This is a genomic window from Shewanella indica, assembly GCF_002836975.1.
Lineage (GTDB): Bacteria > Pseudomonadota > Gammaproteobacteria > Enterobacterales > Shewanellaceae > Shewanella > Shewanella indica.
Map to the genome: position 1 here is coordinate 16,351 of NZ_NIJK01000049.1, position 20,926 is coordinate 37,276.

Consider the following 20,926-nt stretch of genomic DNA (forward strand, 5'->3'; position numbering starts at 1 on the left):
GTCAAATACTTCCCGACCGAGAACGAGGATATCCATATGAAGACTTCAATCAAAGCAAGCTTGCTGGCCCTGATCGCCGGCACCACTCTGATGGCTGGTGCGGTACAAGCCGGTGACGGCTACGGCGATTGTCCGCACCGTGACGGCGACCGTGGTTATCACCACATGAAGGGCGAGCGTGGCTACCATCACATGAAGGGTGAGCGCGGCTATCACCACCACATGAAAGGTGACAAGGGCCATTTTGGCATGTATGGCCTGCGAGGTCTGGATCTGACCGACGCCCAGAAAACAGAGATCCAGGCGTTGATGGAACAACACAGAAGCAGCATGTCACGTCCTGACAAGGAAACCCGAGCAGCACACAGAGCCGAAATGCAGGCACTGATGACCTCAGGCAACTTCGATGAAGCCAAGGCCAAAAAGATTATCGAGCAGCGTCAGCAAGTGCGTGAACAACATATGTTGGAGCGCATGAAGTTACACAATCAAATTTATAATTTGCTGACACCTGAACAGCAAGCGAAATTCAAAGAAGGTCCTTACCGTTGTGGTGATTGTTTCGGGCCAGCGGCAAATTAAATCTGCTACTATGGGCTCAGTGACTCCCGACCGCTGAGCCCTTGAATGACACCGACTTCCCGCTACGAGTTTTGGGTTAAATTGGCGAGCCGCGCCGCAGTGGCGACCGCGATTACCCTGATCCTGATAAAACTGGCTGCCTGGCTCTGGTCCGGGTCTGCCAGTATGTTGGCTTCCCTGACCGACTCCTTTGCCGATGCCCTGGCATCCATAGTTAACTTTATTGCCATTCGCTATGCCCTGGTCCCTGCCGATCAGGAGCACAGGTATGGTCACGGCAAGGCTGAGCCTCTGGCATCTTTGGCGCAATCGGCCTTTATTATGGGGACGGCATTCCTGCTGCTGTTTCACGGCGGCGAGCGCCTGGTCAATCCCATGCCTTTGACCCATGCCACTCTAGGTATTGTGGTATCCATTATCGCCATGGTGCTGACCTTGGCTTTGGTATTACTGCAAAAACGGGCCTTGGCGGCCACCAAGAGCACAGTGGTCGAAGCCGATGCCCTGCACTATAAGTCAGATCTTTTTCTCAATGGCGCCGTGCTTTTGGCGCTGGTCTTGGCGCAATATGGCTGGTGGTGGGCCGATGGTCTGTTCGCGGTATTGATCGCCCTCTACATAGGTCAACAGGCCTGGTCGCTGGGGTATCGCTCGATTCAGGCCTTGCTCGATAGGGAGCTGGATGATGAAACCCGGCTGCGCATTCGGCAATTGGCCGAGCAGGATACTCAAGTGCGTGGCATTCATGACCTGCGTACCCGTCAGGCGGGCAAGACCACCTTTATTCAACTGCATCTGGAGTTGGACAAAGAGCTGAGCCTGCAACAGGCCCACGATATTGCCGTGGCCACAGGCGAGCGGATCCGCGCCGACTTTGACCATGCCGAGGTGATTATTCACCAGGATCCTGTGTAGCGGGCACTGTCATGGCATGGATGCAACAACAGAGGTTGAATCTCGAAGGGGGTGAGCTGCACTGTCGGTATTATCCATTAAGCAGTCGTCTGGAACTTGAATGGCAGGGGCAACAGTGTTTTTGTCAGCGCCTCTATGGTTTGCCAAGACGGCAAACCATAGTCTTGAATGGTCAAGACTACCGACTGGAGATCATCTCTTTACCGCTTTGGCGCGCCGAGTTGATTGCAGCAGATGGTTCCAGTTGGCCACTCTTGCCTGATCGCAGACGCAGGGGACTGATCCGTTGGGGCTATTCCCTGAGTTTGGCGGCCCTGCGTCTGGGCGCCAAAATCCTCTCTTAATAACCTTCACCCTTGGACTTATTTGGGTTATGTCCCCATCTTTATGAGGTTTCAGTCCATCGCCAGTTCTTTGAGCTTGCGGGTCAGGGTGTTGCGGCCCCATCCCAGGCGTTTGGCGGCTTCCTGTTTATGGCCCTGGGTATGCTCCAGCGCGGTTTCCAGCAAGATGCGCTCAAACGCGGGTTGGATTTCGGTCAGCAGATCGCTCTCGCCCTGTGACAGGCGCATATCCAGCCACAATTTGAGGGCGTTTTGCCAATCCTGGGACGGGTTTGCACTGCCTTGAGTTGCCTTGGGCTCCTTGAATAGCTCAGGCGGCAGATCCTGAGGGATAATTTCCTGGCCTGAAGCCATCACGGTCAACCAGCGGCAGGTGTTTTCCAACTGGCGCACGTTGCCGGGCCAAGGCAGTTGCTGCAGCTTGGCGGCGGTTTCCGGGGTGAGTATTTTGGCCTCTACCCCTATCTCTTTGGCGGCACTGGCCAGGAAATGGCGTGCCAACTGCGGAATGTCTTCCCGCCGCTGCGACAGCGGTGGCAGATGAACTCGAATCACGTTCAGGCGGTGGAACAAGTCTTCCCTAAAGCCCCCCTTGAGTACCAGTTGTTCCAGGTCCTGATGGGTTGCGGCAATAATCCTGACATCGACTTGCACCGGGGAGTGGCCGCCGACCCGATAGAATTGGCCATCGGCCAGTACCCGCAACAGCCGGGTCTGTACGTCCAGTGGCATATCGCCTATCTCATCGAGAAACAGGGTGCCGCCATTGGCCTGCTCAAACCGCCCCTGACGCACACTGGCAGCGCCGGTGAAAGCGCCTTTTTCGTGGCCGAACAGCTCGGATTCGATCAGCTCCTTGGGGATGGCCGCCATATTGAGGGCGATAAAGGGTTTGTCTTTGCGTGGGCTGTGTTTGTGTAGCGCCCCGGCAACCAACTCTTTACCCGTACCGGACTGACCGTTGATTAGCACACTTATCGATGAGCGCGACAAACGGCCTATGGCGCGAAACACCTCCTGCATTGCGGGGGCTTCGCCGATGATCTCCGGTGCCTTGACCTGAGGCTCGGCCGCTGCAGGAGCCTGCTCTGTGGCATGGTTGAGCGCCCGCTCCACCAGGGCAATCGCCTCATCTATGTCGAAGGGCTTGGGCAGATACTCGAACGCCCCGGCCTGATAGGCGCTGACGGCACTGTCTAGATCTGAATGGGCCGTCATTATGATCACCGGGATATGGGGATAATGCAGGCCGATACGTTCCAGCAGGGTCAGGCCATCGGTCCCCGGCATGCGGATATCCGAGACTATGACCTTGGGCTGGGAGATTTCCAGCGCCTGCCACAGTGACTCGGCGGCGGCAAAGCTGGCGCAGCTGAGTTTGGCACCTTGCAGTGCCCGTTCCAGCACCCAACGAATTGAACTGTCATCATCGAGGATCCAAACCTGTTCACTCATATTGTTTCCTCTCTTGTTAGCCGCTGTGGTTGTTGATCGGCAATGTCAGGCTGAACTCTGTGTGCCCCGGGGCCGAATCGCAGTCGATACGGCCGCCGTGCAGCCTGGCAATATTGTGGGCGATGGATAGCCCCAGGCCGTTACCGTCCTTACGGCCTGTGACCATGGGGTAAAACAGGGTATCCACCAGTTCCGGGGCGATACCCGGGCCGTTGTCTATGATTGACAGCACCAACACCAACTTGTGTCTCTGGTTACCTATGGTGACCTGATGGGCGGTGCGGGTGCGGATCATGATATCGCCGCCCTGATGCTCCAAGGCTTGTACTGCATTTTGCACTATGTTGAGGATTGCCTGTTGCAGTTGATCTTCATCCATAGGCAAGTCTGGAATGGATGGGTCGTAATCCTGACGCAGATGTATCTGTTGCGGCAGGGTCACACTCACCAGATTGATCACCTTTTGCAGTACCAGATGTATGTTCTGCAGCTTGTGCTGCGATGGTTTCTGTGGCCCCAGCAATCGGTCTACCAGGGCGCGCAGCCTGTCGGCCTGCTCTATGATGAGTGTGGTGAACTCCTTGAGCTGCGGCTCGCTAAGCTCGCGGGACAACAGCTGCGCCGCACCGCGCAGTCCACCCAGCGGGTTTTTGATCTCATGGGCCAGGTTGCGCACCAGATATTGGGCCGCCTGCTGCTGGGCATCCAGAGTCAACTGCTGGTGAATACGCCGCTGCTGATCCACCTGCCTGAGTTCCAACAGGCTCAAGGGCTTGAGCTGTTCTCCCTGCTCCAGTGGGATCAGTGTCATATCTACAGTGTGGTGCTGGCCATCCAGGCTGATGAGTTGGGCGGTATTGACCGTCAGCCCCTGACGTTCCAGCACTGCGCTTTGCAGCACCCTGGGTTCAACCCCTATGGCATGCAGATGCTCTGTCAGTACCTGCTCCTGCAACCTGTGGCGGGAGACGCCCAGCAACTGCTCGGCAGCGGCGTTGGCATAGCTGGGGAGCAGGTCACTGTCGATGACCAGAACGGCAGTTGCCAGATGATTGAGCAGGATATTTGTGTCCATAGAGTTTCCCATAGCAGGATTGCACCATAATGGTGCACCAATTCGGTGCAGGCCGCAAGCCAACAACTCTGTGGACTAACTCGAAATGCAAAGTAGCTAATTCATTGAAATAACATTAGTTACTTGGCTTGGGGCCCTTCCCGGGAGCCGGGAAGGCGGGTTGCATCAGTCCGGCTTGGTGCAGAAAAATGGTTATGGGACTACTGGATGCAAGGACTTTGCCGTTTTGTTGCACCGCCTTGAGTTGCAGCGTGTGTTCGCCGCGGTCGATGTCCTTGAGCTGGAAGAGATTGCTGCGCTGAGCGTCGCTGGTGGAGATGCCATCTATGTAGAGTTGCAGAAAATGACCCGATGCCAGCTCCGGCTCTACTTCTACCTGAACCTGAAAATCACCGGCGTTATCGCGAATGGTTTCTTCATGCTGTGGTGAAAGTATCTTCAACCCATAGCCGACCTGTTCCACTTCTATGGGATCGGGCAGAGCTTTAGGCGTTTCCAGGCTTATTTGATTCTGGGTCTTGTCGGTGAATTCCACTGCCTGGGCTTGGGGGGTGGGTTCATCACTGTAATGCACCTTGCCATCTTTATCGACCCACTTATAGACAGTCGCCTGGGCAACCAGCGACAGCAGTGCCAGGCTGATTATCATCAGAGTACGCATAAAGACTTCCCTTGTTATGCAGTTGTGAACTTGTTTCAGATTAGCCTGTTTATTGGCAAAAATCACTGCCTTTAAAGGCTGGCCTGAAAAACCTGTCGGCTCAGCTCAAGGTCGACCCGGCCGTCTTCCCCCAGTTGGGTCAGGCCCTGGCGCTCAAGGTTTTCCAGCAGCGGCGTTATGGCCTCGTGGCCTATGCCATAGTCACTGAGGTGAGTCTTGATTCCCATGGATTCAAAGAACAGCCGGGTTTGCTCTATGGCTGCATCTATGCGTTGTTCTTCGCTGCCGTCGCTGAGTTGCCAGACCCGTTCGGCATACTGCAGCAGCTTGGCGTGTTTGGCTGCTTTTCTCAGGCGCAGCATGGCCGGCAGCAGTATGGCGAGGGTCACGGCATGATCCAGGTCGTGGCGCACCGTCAGTTCGTGACCCAGCTTATGGGTCGACCAGTCTTGCGGAACACCGGCGCCGATCAGGCCGTTGAGCGCCATGGTAGCGCTGAACATGATATTGGCGCGCACCTGATAGTTTTCGGGCTCTGCCAGCGCCTTGGGGCCTTCCTCTATCAGAGTGAGCAGCAGGCCTTCGGCAAACCTGTCCTGTACCTTGGCGTCGACCGGGTAAGTCAGGTACTGCTCGGTCACGTGCACAAAGGCATCTACCACGCCGTTGGCAACCTGTGGTTGCGGCAAGCTGAAACTCAGTTGTGGTGCCAGCACAGAGAAGCGGGGAAACACCGAGGGATGACGAAAGGAGCGCTTGAGGCCAAGAGCGCTATTGCTGATCACCGCGCAGTTATTCATCTCTGAGCCCGTGGCCGGCAGGGTCAGCACAGTACCGAGCGGCAGAGCTTGGTCAATGTGGCGACCGTCGGTTTCCAGTATCTCCCAGGGTTCTCCCTGATAGGGCACGGCGGCGGCAATAAACTTGCCCGCATCTATTATGGAACCGCCGCCGATGGCGAGAATAAAGTCCAGCTTTTGTTGCCTTATCTGCTCTACCGCCTGCAACAGCTGGTGGTACTCGGGGTTGGGGCTAATGCCGCCGAACTCGGCGCAGACACGTTGACCCAATACTAGGCCGACTTGGGTCAGGGTGCCATTGCGTTTGGCGCTTTGGCCGCCGTAGAGCAAGAGCACTCTGGCATCATTGGGCACCAGAGTGTCCAACTGCTCCAGGCTGCTACGGCCAAAGAGCAAGCGGGTTGGATTGTAAAATTCAAAATCGTACATCTTGAACTCCTGTCAGCCGTGAGTATTGCCGCCTAGGGCGTAGGGACGTTGCCAGTCAAGCCAGGCATAGAGATGGGCGATATCCTGCATTACCCAAGTGGGAATCGCTTCAGCTTGTTTGGCTGACAGCTGCGTAGGCGCATCTGTTGAATTGGGCGCTGGCCCGGACTCGGCTTGGTGCATCTCTGTTGCCAAAAAGCGCTGGCGAAACAGCTGGGGCCAGGCCGCCAACTGTTGCTCTGCCAGATGCAGCGGCGGCTTTTGCTGCTGGCGTGCCACCAACACCAGGGTGCAGTGCAGCGTCAGCCCAAGCCAGAGAAAACTCTGCCAGTCCTGCAGCTCCCGCTGGCCTGTGTTGGGCTCGAGCTTCAAAAAGCCGACTTCTTGCCCCAGTTGCCTCAGCGCCGCATGGGCTTGCCAGCGCAGGGCGTTGTCGGCTTTACCTGTATTGATACTGGCAAGCCAAGCCCGTTCCAGCTCGATAAAGTGGCACACATAGCTGTCGAGCCAGCGCCGGGTCCAACTGGGAATAAACAGATGCATCGCCAGAAATGCCATCAGGGCGCCGGTAAAGGTGTCCAGCGCTCGGTAGAAGGCGATATAGGGGTCGCTTGGCAACAACAGGGTGATGGCAAACACCATCAGCATGGTGAGCCAGAATACATGGATCTCGTATCTGGCCTTGTAAAAGGTGGCAAAGGCCAGAAAGGCACTCAGGCAGGTGGCCGGTAATAACCAGCTACCGGCGCCCAGATACCAGATAAGCCCCAGTGCCAACACAGAGCCGAGCACTGTGCCATAGAAGCGGCTCCAGATCCTGGCCTGCAACTGCCCGAGCGGCGCTACCATCAGCACTATGTAGGCGGTGAGCGTCACCCAATACCCCTGCGGCAGTTGCAGTAGTTCCACCACGGCCTGACAACACAGCAGAGTGAACAGAATTCTCAGGCCGTGGTGCCATTCCCGCGAGTGTTTCACCAGGGCCTTGCGCCATTGACTGCGAACGCTTTGGGCATCGGAAGGCCAGATAAGCTCCAGGCGCTCGCGCCAGTCGGCTGCCAGTGGTCTTTGGGGATCCAGCGCCAAGGCCAGGCGGTTGGCAGCATCCAACAGCAGAGGTTGCGGCTTGTCACCCAAGGGCGGCGGCGTCGGCTTGATGCCTTTTTCCCTGTGGGTCTTGAGTTCGTTGGCAAAATTGGCCAAATACTGCTGCAGTGCCGGGTTGGCGGCATCATTTTGTTGCAGCCTGCCTATGCTCTCCAGAGTTTCTATCAGGATAAGATTCGACTCCAGTTGCCAGGCGATGTGTTGCACCTCGGCTTTATCCGGCATTTCCAGCAGCCAGTGGGCCAGTACGGCGATGGCATCATCGAGCTGTTCCCGCAAGGCTAGACGCTGGCCGACATTGGCGGCGTCCGAGTGGCTGAGTATATTGCACCAGAAGCCGAATTTGCGCTGCACACTGGCCAGCAGCTGTTCGCCTTGACGTATCGCCATCCAGGGCCCGGCGACGACGGCGCTGATGACTGCCAACCAGCTGCCGAACAGGCTGGAGAGCAACAACATCTTCCAGTCGGTACCCGACTCCAGCAGGTGCAGGCCGCAGATCAGGCAAAAGCCGGCGTTGTAGGTCAGCAGCTGAATGTATTTTCTTTGGTTTGAGCTGAGGCCATATAACAGGCCTATGGCGCCGAGTACGCTGATCCCCAGCCAAGGATGGATCAGGCTCAGCAAGGCCAGAGCGCTGCTGATACAGCAAAGGAGTGCCGACTTGCTCAGCAGCCCGGCTCGTTTGGGATAAGCCAGGTTGCGTCCCTGGACGCCGACCAGCCAGGCACAGATCAGGGCGTTGACGCCGCTGGCACTGTCGCCGAGAAACGAAAACAGCAATAGGCCCGCCATCATGGGCAGCCCTATGCGTAAGCCTTCAGGAAGATCGGCACGATCAGGCAGCCATTGCAGCAGGCGCTGGAATAGATAGGATAGATTCACGTTACTTTGCTTTGACAGCAGAATGGTACAAGAGGGACACCATTCTACCTCATTTGAGTCTGCTTGAGTGCCGGGCGGTTAACAATTTTCCACCCGGCAAATCGATTCACTGGGCCAACAGGGCGAAGTGCTGACTGTGGCGCTTGGGATCAAAGCGCCAGGCAATGGCCAGCATGCCCATAGACACAGCCGCGAGCAGCAACCAGGAAAGCGTGAAGCTGCTGGAGCTGTCCTTGAGATAACCCGCCAGCAGAGGCGACAGGGATGCCAGCAGGTAACCTATCCCCTGAACAAAGGCCGTCAGTTGTCCCGCCTGACTGTAGTCGTCCAGATGGTCCAAAGTGACAATCAGACTCAAGGGGAAGAGGCCACCAATGCCTATTCCCAGCAGCGCAGCCCATAACCAGGGCAGGGCCAGTGGCATCAACGCCAGCCCGATAAAACCGCCAATTGTAGACAGGAGTAACAGCCATAGCAGTGGCCTTCTGTCATGACTGCGAGCCGCAAGCGTCGGCAGCAACAGGCCTGCGACCACTTCCATCAGCGTCAGAAACGCCAGCAATAGCCCTGCCTGAGTGGCTTGCCAACCCAAGTCGATAAAGAAGGGCGCCAACCAAGCGAGCACACAGGTATAGGATGCTGTGCTCAGGCCAAAGAAAAGCCCCAACAGCCAGGCCCTGGGAATGCGGCTAAAGCTGCCTATACCCACACTTGGGCTAACTCCCGGTTTTCCTGAAGTCTTCTTTGCTGCTGTCTTGTTGAAGCCCAGGGGTTGCAGGCCGTGTTTGCCCCAGAACCAAAATAGCATCGCCGGCAGACTCAACAGAGCCCAGAAGGCCAGCGCCGACTGCCAATGACCAAACCTGTGCTCAAGCCAAGGGCTAATGGCAGCAGCCAGGGCCGCTCCACCCATGATGGCGGTTACGTAAATCCCCATGTAACGCTCAATATGCTGGCTATAGCTGCGCTTGATCATTCCGGGCAGCAGCGCCTGAATAAGGGCGATACCTAAGCCGGCAATGATTGCGGTCAGTAGCAGTTGCAGGCCGCTGCCGGCCCAGAGCCGAGCCAGGTTAGCCAAGCCAATCAGTAGCAGCGACAGTAGCAGGGTTTGGCGCTCTCCCAGTCTGGCGGCCAGCTTGGCACCGATAAACATAGCGACTCCCATGGTCATCACGGGCAGCATGGTCAGCAGTGCCAAGGAACTGTAACTGAGGGGCAAGGAAGTCCGGATAGCCTCCAGCAGTGGGCCTATGGCCGCCATACTGGGGCGCAGGTTGAGGCCGAGAATAATTAAGGTCAGGATCAGCCACACAGGCTGCCATTTTGATGAGCTCATAGTCCATTTCCTTATTTTGCTAAATTCAGTTAAGCCGAACCCTTGGCCCCTTTTTCAGGGGCCAAACAGGGCTCTTATGTCAGGTGAGTGTCAGCGCCGGCTGGGGCGCAGGCGATACCAGATAGCCGGGACAGGAAGTTTCATCAGCAATAGTGACGACATGATCAGGCCGATCCCCAGCCATTGATAGCTGTCCAGCTGTTCGCCGACCAAAAACACCCCGAGCGAGACGGCCACCACAGGGTTGATCAAGGCCATCATGCCCATGATTTGCGGTCCCAGATGTTTGATGGACCAGATCCAGGCCCAGTAGCTCAGCGCCGTGCTGAAGATGGCCAGCCAAGCGATGGCGGGCCAGGTCTTGGGCTCCGGTAGTGTGGGAGCACCGGCCACTGTCCAGGCAAGCGGGATCAGCATCAAGCCGCCGAGCAACAACTGCCAGGCGGTCAATACCAGAAGATCGCCGGTTTGCCAGCGTTGCATCCAGCGGGATGATTGGGCCACCAGCAGAGTGGCACTCAGGGCGCAGAGCACACCAATCAGATCCAGCTTGGCCGAAGGATTGAGCAACAAGATCACTCCACTCAGTCCCAGCAGCGCCAGCAAGGTCCACTTCAATGCCGGCCTTTGGCCATCAAGCAGCCAGGCCAGCAGCAGAAACATCAGTGGCAGTGTGGCCCCCAGGGTGCCAGCCACTGCGCCTGGCAGGCGGTAGGCGCCCATAAACAGCAAGGCGAAGAAGGCGCCGATATTACAAAATGCCAGCAAGAGTATTTTGCTCCAGGCGAGCGAAGGCAGCTTGGGTCGCAGCAGCAATAACAGGATCCCGGCCGGTAGTGCGCGCCAGACGGCGACCCAGAAAGGGGACATATCCTGCAGGTACAGGCTGACCAGGGCATAGGTGGTCCCCCAGAAGACGGGAGCCAAGAGTGCGATTAAGTAAGGCATTTCTTTTCTTAAAGTATCTTGATGTGAAGATATTTTAGAATTCAGTGCCGGGATAAGCAAGTCGCATTTGAAAAAGAGCTGGACTCTCTGTGGGTGATAATGCTAACTAATTGAATATTAATTTAATCTTGATAGGTTAGTTTACCCTGCTCATCATAGACCCGGGTATGCAGCACCTTGCCATTCGTGCCTATATCTTCCTGCAGATAGTTGCGCCCCTGTTCATCGAAGTAGCTCAGGGTCTGTGGTATGAGCTTGTCCCGGTCGAAACGTTTGCTCACCTGTAGCTGACCATTGCAGTGAAAGAGCTGTTCCTCGCCCTGCTTGGCGCCTCGACTGTAGGGGGTGCGTTTGCTCAAGGCGCCATTGCTCTCGCAATAACTGAGCCAGATGCCATCGGCGGCTATCGAAGGAAAGAAACCATAATGTTGCTCGGACTGGCGCTGGCCATTGCGCCAGAAGGTGTGCTGCACTGCGGTGCGCTGCCGACGGTCGAACAGGTAGTCCAACTTGAGCCGGCCGTTGGCGTAGTAACCTTGTTCCTTGAGTTTTCTGAGATTTTCTTCATCCAGATGCTCACTGAAGTTCTTTAATGAGCCATCGGGGAAATAGCTTTTCCAGACAGTGAATTTCTCGCCGTCCCGTTTGAACTGTTTCCTTCGCTCCCGTCCCTGCTCATAGGAGATGAATTCAATTACTGTACCCTGGTCGAAACGCTTGAAACTGTCGAGTTGGCCTTGGCTATCGTAGAGCCAGAGCTCTTGGCGCTCACCGTCTCGATACAACTCCCGGCTGCGTAATTGAGTTTGCTGGTATTGAAAGTTCAGCTGCCAACCGTGCAACTTGCCATTTTTATACCAAGCGCTTTGGTTTAGTAGACGCTCGGGCGGCGCGGATGTGCTGAAGCTGTAGCCATGCCGCAGGCCATCCTTGAACTGGGCTGCGCTATAGCTGGGGCGATCCGGCGCTCCCCAAATGGCAATGCCGCTGAAGGGTTCTCCTCGGTATCCGTCAATGCAGTCTTCGAGGTAATAACCCAGGGCGCCATTGTCATCCTTTACTTCCCGGCAGTGGATTGGCTCCAGCTTGTCAGCTTTAATCGGCAGTTGCACCTCAGAGTGACAACCAGCCAGCAGCAAGAGAGTGAGTAAAAAGAGGCTGTAATTCATAGCAGATCCTTGCTTAACGAAGTGGCTCATTGTCGCTGCCGTTACTGCTTGGCTCAAGTCTCTTGCCGATGGGCTGTTGGCTTTTTGACTCTTTAACATCGAAACCCGCCTTGGATCACATCTGCACAACAAGAGAGGGAGTAAGCTGGTCTTGTATGCAAGTCATTGATTATAAAGGGTAAGTATTGCTTAATTTGCAATTCTACAAAATATAAGTGTAAAAAGAGGTGATGAGTATGAACGTGAATCGACGTCAGGCAATGGGCCAGATAGTAGGTTTGGTTGGAGTAGCCGCCGGGAGCTCGCTGATTGCGACCACAACCCTGGCAGCAGAGTCTTGTTCCGGAGATACCAGCATAGGGATCGGCAGTGAAGGGGGCAGCGATCTGGGCACCAAGCTACTGACCTACGTGAAATTGGACCCGATGGAAGTCGCCAAACTGGCCTATGAAGGTTATGGCCGCGGTGGTTGTATGTACGGTGTGTTTGATGCCCTGGTGAAGGCTTTGGCGGCCAAGGGGCATGAGGATGCCTGTAAATTCGCTGCTATCCCTACCAACCTGGCAGCCTATGGTGGCGGCGGTATCGCAGGTTGGGGAACCCTGTGTGGCTGCTTGAATGCGGCGGCTATGGCGGTCAACGTTCTGGGTGGGGTCAACCGCACTGCGGTGATCCGCTCCGTGTATCGCTACTATGAACACACAGCCATGCCGAGAAATGATGAAGCCTTCCTCAAGGCGATTGGCGCACCGACCCGTACAGACAACGCAGGTGAGCTATTGACCGCAGATAAGATAGGCCAGTCGGTTGCCAATTCTATTCTTTGCCATACCTCGGTGACCCACTGGTCGAAAGCGAGCAAGTACGGCTCCAGTCATCAGGCGAAACTGGAGCGCTGCGCTCAGCTGACGGCCGAGATTGCCTATGTCACTACTGACTTCCTCAATAAGTCGCTGGACAATGCCCTGGACGCTGAAATGGTGGCAGAGGGTAATGCCGAGTGTAGCGGTTGTCACAGCAGCACCAAACGTGAGCCGGATACCTACATAGGGGCCGATGTTAATTCACAGATGGAATGTCAGAGCTGCCACAGCGCCCATGATATTGGCGCCGGTTTGACCGGGGTTCATGAAGGTGCGTCCTGCAGCGATTGTCACTAGGAGGCTGTTATGAAACATAAGAGTTTGATAGTGGCGTCTTTGCTGTTGTGCTTGGGTGGTTGTGATTGGTTGGACGATGATGATGACCCTGTGGTTCCGCCTACGCCGGAGCCGGGGCAGTCTGTGTCCATCAATGAAGCCGAAAGCCTCAAGGTAGCACTGAGCGCCGTGGATCCTCAAAGCCAGGCGTTGACCTTTAGTCTGACCACGGCGGAAGGTAAACCTGTCAAGGATGCCGGCAGCAACTATGTGGTGATGTATCTCAAGATGCCGGCTGAGCAGGTATCAGCCTTTTCCATGCCTTGGCACAAGGGCGCACGTTTCGAATGCAGTGAAACCGTCGACACCTGTGCTGGCACCATGGAAGCGCTGGAGACTGAAGGCCAATATCGCTTTACGCCGGAAGGGCTTGAGGAGCTGAACCAGACAGAGGGTGAACTCAAGTTGGCGGTGATCCTCACCGGGGCCAAGGCCCAGAGTGCGCCTGAACTTATCAGCGCTCCCTGAATGATTTGAGTTTCAGAGCCTTAAAATAGTAGCGCCCCAGGATTGCTCCCGGGGCGCTTTTTTTATTATCCGATGGCTTGACTCATCGGTTGATTGCAGGGCAATTAGAGGCTGTAGTACAGCTCAAATTCGACAGGGTGAGTGGTACGGCTGACACGCTCGGCCTCGGCTTGTTTCAGCTTGAGGTAAGAGTCGATAAAGTCATCGCTGAACACACCGCCGCGGGTCAGGAACTCACGGTCTGCATCCAGAGCCGCCAGGGCGACTTCCAGAGATTCGGCCACAGTCGGGATTTCCGCTGCTTCTTCGGCCGGCAGATCGTACAGATCCTTGTCCATGGCATCACCAGGGTGGATCTTGTTCTGGATACCGTCCAGACCGGCCATCAGCAGTGCTGCAAAGGCCAGATAAGGGTTGGCCATAGGATCCGGGAAGCGGGTTTCGATACGGCGAGCCTTAGGGCTAGGTACCACAGGGATACGGATAGAAGCGGAGCGGTTGCGGGCAGAATATGCCAGCATCACGGGGGCTTCAAAGTGTGGCACCAAACGCTTGTAGGAGTTGGTGCTTGGGTTGGTGAAGGCGTTCAGGGCACGGGCGTGCTTGATGATACCGCCGATATAGTACAGGGCAGTTTCAGACAGGCCGCCGTACTTGTCACCGGCAAACAGGTTGGTACCGTCTTTAGAGAGTGACTGGTGAACGTGCATGCCGCTGCCGTTGTCGCCGACAATCGGCTTGGGCATAAAGGTCGCAGTCTTGCCGTAGGCGTGAGCCATATTGTGGATCACATACTTAAGCTCTTGAATCTCATCGGCTTTCTTTGTAAGCGTGTTGAAGCGCGTGGCGATCTCGTTCTGACCAGCGGTAGCTACTTCATGGTGGTGAGCTTCCACAATTTGACCCATTTCTTCCAGCACCAGACACATGGCGCTACGCAGATCCTGTGAAGAGTCTACCGGTGCTACCGGGAAGTAACCGCCCTTAACGAATGGACGGTGGCCTGTGTTGCCGTCTTCATAGCTGGTGCCTGAGTTCCATGCCGCTTCTTTGGCATCTATCTTGACGAAGGTGCCGCTCATGTCGGTACCGAAACGCACGTCATCGAACAGGAAAAATTCTGGCTCAGGGCCGATCAGCACAGTGTCGGCGATGCCGGTAGAACGCAAGTATTCTTCGGCTTTTTTGGCGATGGAGCGAGGGTCACGCTCATACCCCTGCATAGTGCCGGGTTCGAGAATATCGCAGCGGATCAGTGCTGTGGTTTCTTCGGTAAATGGGTCCAGTACAAAGCTGTCTGGATCTGGCATCAGTACCATGTCTGATTCGTTGATTCCTTTCCAGCCACCGATGGATGAACCATCAAACATCTTGCCGTCTTCAAAGAAATCAGCATCTACCTGATGAGTCGGGATAGATACATGCTGTTCCTTACCTTTGGTATCGGTAAAGCGTAAATCAACAAACTTAACTTCCAACTCTTGCAGCTGTTGTAAAACTGATTCGACTGACATTATCAAGCCTCCGGTAGGGTAAAGGGGGTGCCCTTTGTCAACTCTTAGTATTTAGCGTCTGGCGCCTTGTTGGTTTCTATTAAGCCAAACTCATGCCAAGATGCTAAGATATTGAAAATAAAGGGAGTGGTAAAATCGAGGGCTGGCGAGACAAGCGGGTTTGCACTATAATGGTGCGTGCTGTGTTCCAAAAAGGTGCGCTCACCATAATGGTGCGTGCGCTTATTCAGTAGGATATTCATAGGTGTTTAAAAAATAATCCTGTGCGATAGCCCCTCGCTAGAGTAGAATGGCACGCTTTTTAAAGCAACCATCCGGGGAAATAGTGTTCCCCAGCATGATGCTAGCCCAGGTTTTATAAGGCCTGGAAGGCAATCGCCAAGCAGTCATAAAGCGGTTGTACCATTCAATTTATATTGCTGCATCCCACAGAACAGAGATCGTAAGAGGCAAAACTGTGTTAGAGAATTTACGTAACATCGCCATCATAGCGCACGTTGACCATGGTAAGACTACCCTGGTAGACAAGCTGTTGGCACAGTCAGGAACCCTGGCAACCCGCGGAGAAGCCACCGAGCGGGTGATGGACTCCAACGATCTGGAGAAAGAACGTGGGATCACTATTCTGGCGAAGAACACCGCCATTAAGTGGAACGACTACCGCATTAACATAGTAGATACCCCTGGGCACGCCGACTTCGGTGGTGAAGTAGAGCGGGTTCTGTCTATGGTTGACTCTGTACTGCTGCTGGTTGATGCGCAGGACGGTCCAATGCCACAGACACGCTTCGTGACCAAGAAAGCATTTGCCCAAGGCCTTAAGCCTATTGTGGTTATCAACAAGATTGACCGTCCTGGCGCTCGTCCAGATTGGGTTATCGATCAGGTATTTGACCTGTTCGACAACCTGGGTGCTACCGACGAACAGTTGGACTTCCCTATTGTGTATGCTTCTGCTCTGAATGGTTTTGCCAGCTTGGATCCCGATGAAGCCAGTGAAGATATGACGCCGCTGTTCCAGACTATCGTTGAAAAAGTATCTCCTCCGGATGCCGATGCCGATGGTCCATTCCAGATGCAGATCTCTCAGCTGGACTACAACAGCTATGTAGGGGTTATCGGTGTGGGTCGTATCAAGCGCGGTAGCATCAAGACCAACCAGCAGGTCACTATTGTTGGTGCCGACGGTAAAACCCGTAACGGCAAAGTTGGCCAGGTTCTGGGCTATATGGGCCTGGATCGCCACGAAGTGGACAGCGCCAATGCCGGTGATATCGTTGCCATCACAGGCCTGGGCGAGCTGAAGATTTCCGACACCATCTGCGCCGTCGGTCATGCCGAAGCATTGCCACCCCTGTCTGTTGATGAACCAACCATGACTATGACCTTCCAGGTCAACACCTCTCCTTTCGCAGGTAAAGAAGGTAAGTACGTGACTTCACGTAACATCCTTGAGCGTCTGCAACAGGAGCTGGTACACAACGTGGCCCTGCGTGTTGAAGAAACCGAGAGTCCGGATCGTTTCCGCGTCTCCGGCCGTGGTGAACTGCACCTGTCTATCCTGATCGAAAACATGCGTCGTGAAGGTTATGAGCTGGCGGTTTCCCGTCCTGAAGTGATCATCAAAGAGATCGACGGCGAGAAGTGCGAACCATACGAGCAACTAACCGTGGATGTGGAAGAAGAGCATCAGGGTGGCGTTATCGAGAAGCTGGGTACCCGTAAGGCCGACATGCGCGACATGCAGCCAGATGGCAAGGGTCGCGTACGTATCGATTTCATGATCCCAAGCCGCGGCTTGATCGGTTTCCAGACTGAGTTTATGACAGCCACTTCGGGTACAGGTCTGCTGTATCATACCTTCGACCATTACGGTCCATACAAGGGTGGCGATATCGGCCAGCGTACCAACGGAGTATTGATCTCCAATGCGACCGGTAAGGCACTGACCTTTGCTCTGTTTGGTCTGCAGGATCGCGGTCGTCTGATGATTGGTCATGCCGCCGAGGTTTATGAAGGCCAGGTGATAGGTATTCACAGCCGTTCCAACGACCTGACAGTAAACTGCCTCAAGGGCAAGCAGTTGACCAACATGCGTGCTTCAGGTACTGACGAAGCTCAGGTACTGACTCCGCATATCCAGATGTCTCTGGAGCAAGCGCTGGAATTCATCGATGATGATGAACTGGTGGAAGTAACGCCTAAGAGCATTCGGATCCGTAAGCGTCATCTGACTGAAAACGACCGTAAGCGCGCCAGCCGCGGTTGATTGTGGTTGCGTTCGAGGTGATAGCCTCACAGTGAATAAAAAGCCCCGCTAAGCTAGCTTAGCGGGGCTTTTGTTTATCAAGATTAATCCTCTATTTGTCCCCTGCGATATTGCTGCTGCCATTGCTTGGGGGATAATCCCGTCCAAGTTTTAAAATGACGACTAAAAACAGCGATCTCGGCATAACCTAATTGCAGTGCCAGTTCGGTAATGGTTTGGGTGCCATAACTGAGTTGCTGTTTAGCGATATTCTGTCTGACTTCTTGCAGCAATTGACGATAGCTAAGCCCAGTCTCTTTGAGTCTTGCCTGTAACGTGCGCTCGTGTATCCCCAGCGCAGTTGATACCCTTTCAATACAACACTCTCCGGTTGGAAGTAATCGGTGAATTAAGTCTCTTGCCTGATCGGCCAGATTATCGGGATAGCGGCTCTGTAAATATTGTAGATGTGACTGAAAATGGCGGTTGAGTGCTCCCTCATCGTGATAGTTACGCCCGGTTAATTGTGCAGTTTTAAGTACTACGCCATCAAAGGATTCACGAAAGCGCACTAAGTGGGCAAAGTGCTGGGGTTCAAGTTCGCTGGGCTTACTTTGACACAAATGTAAGGGGATAGTGTTAATGTTGATATTCAGCAGGCTTGAAACAAACATTGCCAGTTGTGCCACGCTCAGTTGCATCAATTGTTCAATGCCACGGCAGTGAACATTAATTGATAAGACTAGGCGTACCATATCTCCCTGTGGTTGCAGTTGTAGCGAGATACCTGAGGCGTGCAGGTACAGATAGTCATTCACCTTTTCAAGAGCATCGGCCACGGTTGCTGTGCGGGAAATCAACATAGGTAAGTCACCGAGCACATGTAAGGTTTGCCGTTTGGCAAGCATAAGTCCGAACAGCGGCTGTTTACAGCCTAGGGCGGCGATTTCCAATAACTCGGCTAGTCGTGGATAGGCGATATAGATATTGGGATCGCGAAACTGTGCCTGACGTAATCCTGCTTGATGGATCATTTCTATGGGGTTTTCACCCAACTCCAGGACCAGTTGCTCAAATTGGGCAGCTGCACCGCTACGGACTAGGTACATGGGGCGTTGAGTTCTCTTTGGTATAAGAATCGCAATATATCAAATTTCATTCGTAATAAGTCAAGAAGATGTGCAATTAATCATCTAAATTACTATTGCCTTAATAATGAAATTAATAAATATAAAAAGAGGACATCTATGCGTTTACTGAATAAAACCGCAGTGGTGACGGGGGCAGCAGGAGGCATAGGGCAAGCAATTGTCCGTAAAATACTCGCCGAGGGAGGGAGAGTCGTTGCCGCCGATCTGTCAGTTGATTCGCTCAAGGTCTTTAACGATTTCCCCACTGATAAGTTGGTGACTTTTAGTGTCGATGTGACCGATTACAAGCAAGTTGAAGCTATGGTGGCACATGCGGTTACCCGGTTTGGTCAGCTTGATATTGTGATAAATAATGCCGGTATTGGCTCAGCCAAACCCTTGTTAGAACATGATCCTTTGGGCGATTTCGACTCAGTTACCAATGTGAATCAAAAAGGCGTATATCACGGCATTGTGGCCGGTGGACGTCAATTTCGCGCTCAAGGTACTGAAGGCGTGATCCTTAATACTTCGTCTGTCTACGCAACAATTGCCTCGGAAATGACTTTTACCTACAACGTCAGTAAAGCGGCCGTCGATATGATGACCAAATGCGCCGCGCTTGAGCTTGCCCCATTGGGCGTTCGTGTTTGCGCCATTGCTCCCGGTCGTGTCGATACTCCTATGCTGCGTCAATACGAGGCACTGGGACTCTGGGAACACATTCGTAAGGAACAAATGCGTCAGGAGTTTACTCTTCCGAGCGAGATAGCCGATGTGGCGGTATTTCTGGTGAGTGACGAGGCCAATTGCATCAACGGCTGCACAGTGCATGCTTCCGACGGTTTTGAGAATTTTAAATATCCATTGCAGAAGGAGTGATAGCTCGACCCATCAACCCAATAAGAACATGAGGAAGGCAAATATGGCTTTACCGGAAGTGATTAATCATCAAGATTTTTTATTAACCCTCAATACTAACGAAGAGCAGATCATCAAAGATGCGCTGCCGGGCGTTGATGTGTATCCGTTATTTTTGGACCCTGAAAATGGTGTTTGGGTGATCCGCGCTAAGTTTAAGCCGGGTATCACCTTACCCAAGCATTTTCATACAGGCGTAGTGCATTTTTATACCTTGGCGGGTCGGTGGCACTACCTAGAATATCCGGAACAACCCCAAACAGCCGGCAGCTATCTGTATGAGCCGGGTGGTTCTATCCACACTTTCCATTGTCCCGCCGATTCTGAAGGCGCTGATGGTGTGATGGTGATTACCGGTGTCAATGTTAACTTCGATGCCGATGGTAACTTCATGTTTATCATGGATGCCGGTTGGATTGAGCAGGCTCTTCTTGCTGCCGCCAAGGCACAAGGCATCAAGCCTCGTTACATTAAACCCGGTGCGCCGGCATCTATGAGCGATACCAAATAGGAAACCATTATGAGTTTGATGAATGCAATCGTGTTGCAGGATGGCGAAGTTACTCTGCAACAGGTCGAATTACCTAAGCCACAGGCAGGCCAAGTGTTGGTACGCAGTCTTGCTTGTGGTATTTGTGGCTCGGATATTCATATTGCGCGCCACTATAACGAAGTATTCGATTTTTACCGCAAACTAGGCATGATGCCAGAGGGGGCTGATAATCATGTTCCTGTGATGCTGGGACATGAGTTTTGTGCTGAAGTGGTTGAATTTGGTCCCGAAACCCAGCAAACCCTAGCCCTAGGCACCCGAGTTACATCGGTGCCAATCCTGATGAGTCAAAATGGTGCTGGCGTAGGGGTGACTCCCGGCGTCAATGGGGCGTATTCAGAATACTTTATTCTCGATGAAGCACAGCTGCTGCCAGTGCCGGATCATCTCCCGGCTGAAGCTGTGGCGCTGACAGAGCCACTGGCTGTAGGCTTGCATGCCGTTAATCGTGGTGAAGTCGGCACCGAAGATACTGCCTTGGTCGTTGGTTGTGGGCCTATCGGTTTAGCGGTCATTTCAGCGCTGCATCTGCAGGGTGTAGGTAATATTATTGCGGCTGATCTTCAGGGCGAAAAACTGGCATTAGCCCATGAATTCGGTGCGACTCATGGGGTTAATCCGGGTGAGCAAGATGAAGTGGCATATGCTGCTGAAATTGCCGCGGGTAATCGTGTGGTGATTTTCGAGTGTGTGGGTATTCATAAACTGATCGAAGGTTTTGTGAAGCGTTCGCCGGCCAATGCGACCATAGTGGTGACGGGGATCCACACTGCTGAAGCGAACATCAACTATGCTTACGCCACAGTGAAAGAGCTGGATATGCGTTTCTCATACTACTATCAACCACATGAGTTTGCTCAGTGTTTGCAGGAATTGACCGAGAGCAGGGTGCCTTGGAATAAGTTGCTCACAGGTAAAGTTGGGATGGACGGCGTATCGGGTGCATTCAAACAGCTTATGCAGCCGAATCAACATATTAAAGTCGTGATTGAACCTTGGCGTGATGGTGAGCTGCAAACGCTCAATTAATCATCCAACACCTTAACTCGAATTCAGCCGCTAACTTATAAAGCGGCTTTTTATTTATTTTACGCTTCATTATGGTGGGGCTGGTAATCTCAAGCAGGCTCGCTAAATCGCGATGTTGATCAATTTAGATTTGCCGGGGCATGGCCCCGGCACTT

General features: G+C 53.9%; 19 protein-coding genes. 9 read left to right on the forward strand and 10 right to left on the reverse strand.

The features are described from left to right. The first annotated feature begins 36 nt into the window (after positions 1-36). From CX650_RS17470 to CX650_RS17480, 3 genes are read left to right on the forward strand one after another with little or no spacing between them, the layout of a single operon-like run. On the forward strand, positions 37-582 hold the full coding sequence (locus CX650_RS17470; RefSeq protein ID WP_071476356.1) for a Spy/CpxP family protein refolding chaperone: 546 nt from the start codon (positions 37-39) through the stop codon (positions 580-582). Between the two features lie 45 nt (positions 583-627). Continuing rightward, positions 628-1,497: a cation efflux pump FieF gene (gene fieF, locus CX650_RS17475; protein WP_039034709.1), complete on the forward strand. Its 870-nt coding sequence runs from the start codon at positions 628-630 to the stop codon at positions 1,495-1,497. A gap of 11 nt (positions 1,498-1,508) precedes the next feature. Then, a complete protein-coding gene (locus CX650_RS17480; RefSeq protein ID WP_152608435.1) occupies positions 1,509-1,841 on the forward strand; it encodes a hypothetical protein in 333 nt (110 codons plus the stop codon). A gap of 51 nt (positions 1,842-1,892) precedes the next feature. On the opposite strand, the gene glnG is transcribed toward CX650_RS17480, so the two are convergent. The 8 genes from glnG to CX650_RS17520 form a co-directional block, all read right to left on the reverse strand. Further along, a complete protein-coding gene (glnG, locus tag CX650_RS17485) occupies positions 1,893-3,296 on the reverse strand; it encodes a nitrogen regulation protein NR(I) (protein ID WP_039034707.1) in 1,404 nt (467 codons plus the stop codon). A 16-nt stretch (positions 3,297-3,312) separates the two neighbouring features. Next, positions 3,313-4,371 (reverse strand): nitrogen regulation protein NR(II), encoded by a 1,059-nt coding sequence (gene glnL / locus CX650_RS17490; RefSeq protein WP_039034706.1) that lies wholly within the window; start codon positions 4,369-4,371, stop codon positions 3,313-3,315. Between the two features lie 115 nt (positions 4,372-4,486). Continuing rightward, entirely contained in the window at positions 4,487-5,032 is a 546-nt protein-coding gene (locus tag CX650_RS17495; RefSeq protein ID WP_039034705.1) for a DUF4124 domain-containing protein, read from the reverse strand. Positions 5,033-5,103: 71 nt separating this feature from the next. Further along, a complete protein-coding gene (locus CX650_RS17500; RefSeq protein WP_101096565.1) occupies positions 5,104-6,261 on the reverse strand; it encodes an iron-containing alcohol dehydrogenase in 1,158 nt (385 codons plus the stop codon). 12 nt (positions 6,262-6,273) lie between these two features. Beyond that, on the reverse strand, positions 6,274-8,253 hold the full coding sequence (locus tag CX650_RS17505) for an FUSC family protein (protein ID WP_101096566.1): 1,980 nt from the start codon (positions 8,251-8,253) through the stop codon (positions 6,274-6,276). Positions 8,254-8,359: 106 nt separating this feature from the next. Beyond that, positions 8,360-9,592 (reverse strand): cyanate transporter, encoded by a 1,233-nt coding sequence (locus CX650_RS17510; protein WP_101096567.1) that lies wholly within the window; start codon positions 9,590-9,592, stop codon positions 8,360-8,362. Positions 9,593-9,682: 90 nt separating this feature from the next. After that, complete coding sequence (locus CX650_RS17515; protein ID WP_071476362.1) at positions 9,683-10,540, reverse strand: DMT family transporter; 858 nt, start codon at positions 10,538-10,540, stop codon at positions 9,683-9,685. 122 nt (positions 10,541-10,662) lie between these two features. Next, a complete protein-coding gene (locus CX650_RS17520; protein WP_039034700.1) occupies positions 10,663-11,709 on the reverse strand; it encodes a toxin-antitoxin system YwqK family antitoxin in 1,047 nt (348 codons plus the stop codon). Positions 11,710-11,945: 236 nt separating this feature from the next. On the opposite strand from CX650_RS17520, the gene CX650_RS17525 reads away from it, so the two are divergent. After that, positions 11,946-12,869: a C-GCAxxG-C-C family (seleno)protein gene (locus CX650_RS17525; protein ID WP_101096568.1), complete on the forward strand. Its 924-nt coding sequence runs from the start codon at positions 11,946-11,948 to the stop codon at positions 12,867-12,869. A 9-nt stretch (positions 12,870-12,878) separates the two neighbouring features. Next, positions 12,879-13,376, forward strand: a complete 498-nt coding sequence (locus CX650_RS17530; RefSeq protein WP_039034698.1) for a hypothetical protein — start codon at positions 12,879-12,881, stop codon at positions 13,374-13,376. Between the two features lie 104 nt (positions 13,377-13,480). On the opposite strand, the gene glnA is transcribed toward CX650_RS17530, so the two are convergent. Then, on the reverse strand, positions 13,481-14,890 hold the full coding sequence (gene glnA / locus CX650_RS17535; RefSeq protein ID WP_101055273.1) for a glutamate--ammonia ligase: 1,410 nt from the start codon (positions 14,888-14,890) through the stop codon (positions 13,481-13,483). Positions 14,891-15,347: 457 nt separating this feature from the next. On the opposite strand from glnA, the gene typA reads away from it, so the two are divergent. After that, positions 15,348-17,159, forward strand: coding sequence for a translational GTPase TypA (typA, locus tag CX650_RS17540; RefSeq protein ID WP_101096569.1), 1,812 nt, complete (start codon positions 15,348-15,350; stop codon positions 17,157-17,159). Between the two features lie 83 nt (positions 17,160-17,242). Here the strand turns inward: typA and CX650_RS17545 are convergent, their stop codons facing one another. After that, positions 17,243-18,193 (reverse strand): AraC family transcriptional regulator, encoded by a 951-nt coding sequence (locus CX650_RS17545; RefSeq protein WP_226684666.1) that lies wholly within the window; start codon positions 18,191-18,193, stop codon positions 17,243-17,245. Between the two features lie 192 nt (positions 18,194-18,385). On the opposite strand from CX650_RS17545, the gene CX650_RS17550 reads away from it, so the two are divergent. From CX650_RS17550 to CX650_RS17560, 3 genes are read left to right on the forward strand one after another with little or no spacing between them, the layout of a single operon-like run. Further along, on the forward strand, positions 18,386-19,150 hold the full coding sequence (locus CX650_RS17550) for an SDR family NAD(P)-dependent oxidoreductase (protein WP_101096571.1): 765 nt from the start codon (positions 18,386-18,388) through the stop codon (positions 19,148-19,150). 43 nt (positions 19,151-19,193) lie between these two features. Further along, positions 19,194-19,700: a 2,4'-dihydroxyacetophenone dioxygenase family protein gene (locus tag CX650_RS17555; RefSeq protein ID WP_039034693.1), complete on the forward strand. Its 507-nt coding sequence runs from the start codon at positions 19,194-19,196 to the stop codon at positions 19,698-19,700. A gap of 9 nt (positions 19,701-19,709) precedes the next feature. Beyond that, on the forward strand, positions 19,710-20,771 hold the full coding sequence (locus CX650_RS17560; RefSeq protein WP_101096572.1) for a zinc-binding dehydrogenase: 1,062 nt from the start codon (positions 19,710-19,712) through the stop codon (positions 20,769-20,771). The last annotated feature ends 155 nt before the right edge of the window (positions 20,772-20,926 follow it).

Coding starts and splice junctions, on each gene's coding strand:
- CX650_RS17470 (WP_071476356.1), top strand. CDS start 37: ATGAAGACTTCAATCAAAGCAAGCTTGCTGGCCCTGATCGCCGGCACC.
- fieF (WP_039034709.1), top strand. CDS start 628: ATGACACCGACTTCCCGCTACGAGTTTTGGGTTAAATTGGCGAGCCGC.
- CX650_RS17480 (WP_152608435.1), top strand. CDS start 1,509: ATGGCATGGATGCAACAACAGAGGTTGAATCTCGAAGGGGGTGAGCTG.
- glnG (WP_039034707.1), bottom strand. CDS start 3,296: ATGAGTGAACAGGTTTGGATCCTCGATGATGACAGTTCAATTCGTTGG.
- glnL (WP_039034706.1), bottom strand. CDS start 4,371: ATGGACACAAATATCCTGCTCAATCATCTGGCAACTGCCGTTCTGGTC.
- CX650_RS17495 (WP_039034705.1), bottom strand. CDS start 5,032: ATGCGTACTCTGATGATAATCAGCCTGGCACTGCTGTCGCTGGTTGCC.
- CX650_RS17500 (WP_101096565.1), bottom strand. CDS start 6,261: ATGTACGATTTTGAATTTTACAATCCAACCCGCTTGCTCTTTGGCCGT.
- CX650_RS17510 (WP_101096567.1), bottom strand. CDS start 9,592: ATGAGCTCATCAAAATGGCAGCCTGTGTGGCTGATCCTGACCTTAATT.
- CX650_RS17515 (WP_071476362.1), bottom strand. CDS start 10,540: ATGCCTTACTTAATCGCACTCTTGGCTCCCGTCTTCTGGGGGACCACC.
- CX650_RS17520 (WP_039034700.1), bottom strand. CDS start 11,709: ATGAATTACAGCCTCTTTTTACTCACTCTCTTGCTGCTGGCTGGTTGT.
- CX650_RS17525 (WP_101096568.1), top strand. CDS start 11,946: ATGAACGTGAATCGACGTCAGGCAATGGGCCAGATAGTAGGTTTGGTT.
- CX650_RS17530 (WP_039034698.1), top strand. CDS start 12,879: ATGAAACATAAGAGTTTGATAGTGGCGTCTTTGCTGTTGTGCTTGGGT.
- glnA (WP_101055273.1), bottom strand. CDS start 14,890: ATGTCAGTCGAATCAGTTTTACAACAGCTGCAAGAGTTGGAAGTTAAG.
- CX650_RS17550 (WP_101096571.1), top strand. CDS start 18,386: ATGCGTTTACTGAATAAAACCGCAGTGGTGACGGGGGCAGCAGGAGGC.
- CX650_RS17555 (WP_039034693.1), top strand. CDS start 19,194: ATGGCTTTACCGGAAGTGATTAATCATCAAGATTTTTTATTAACCCTC.
- CX650_RS17560 (WP_101096572.1), top strand. CDS start 19,710: ATGAGTTTGATGAATGCAATCGTGTTGCAGGATGGCGAAGTTACTCTG.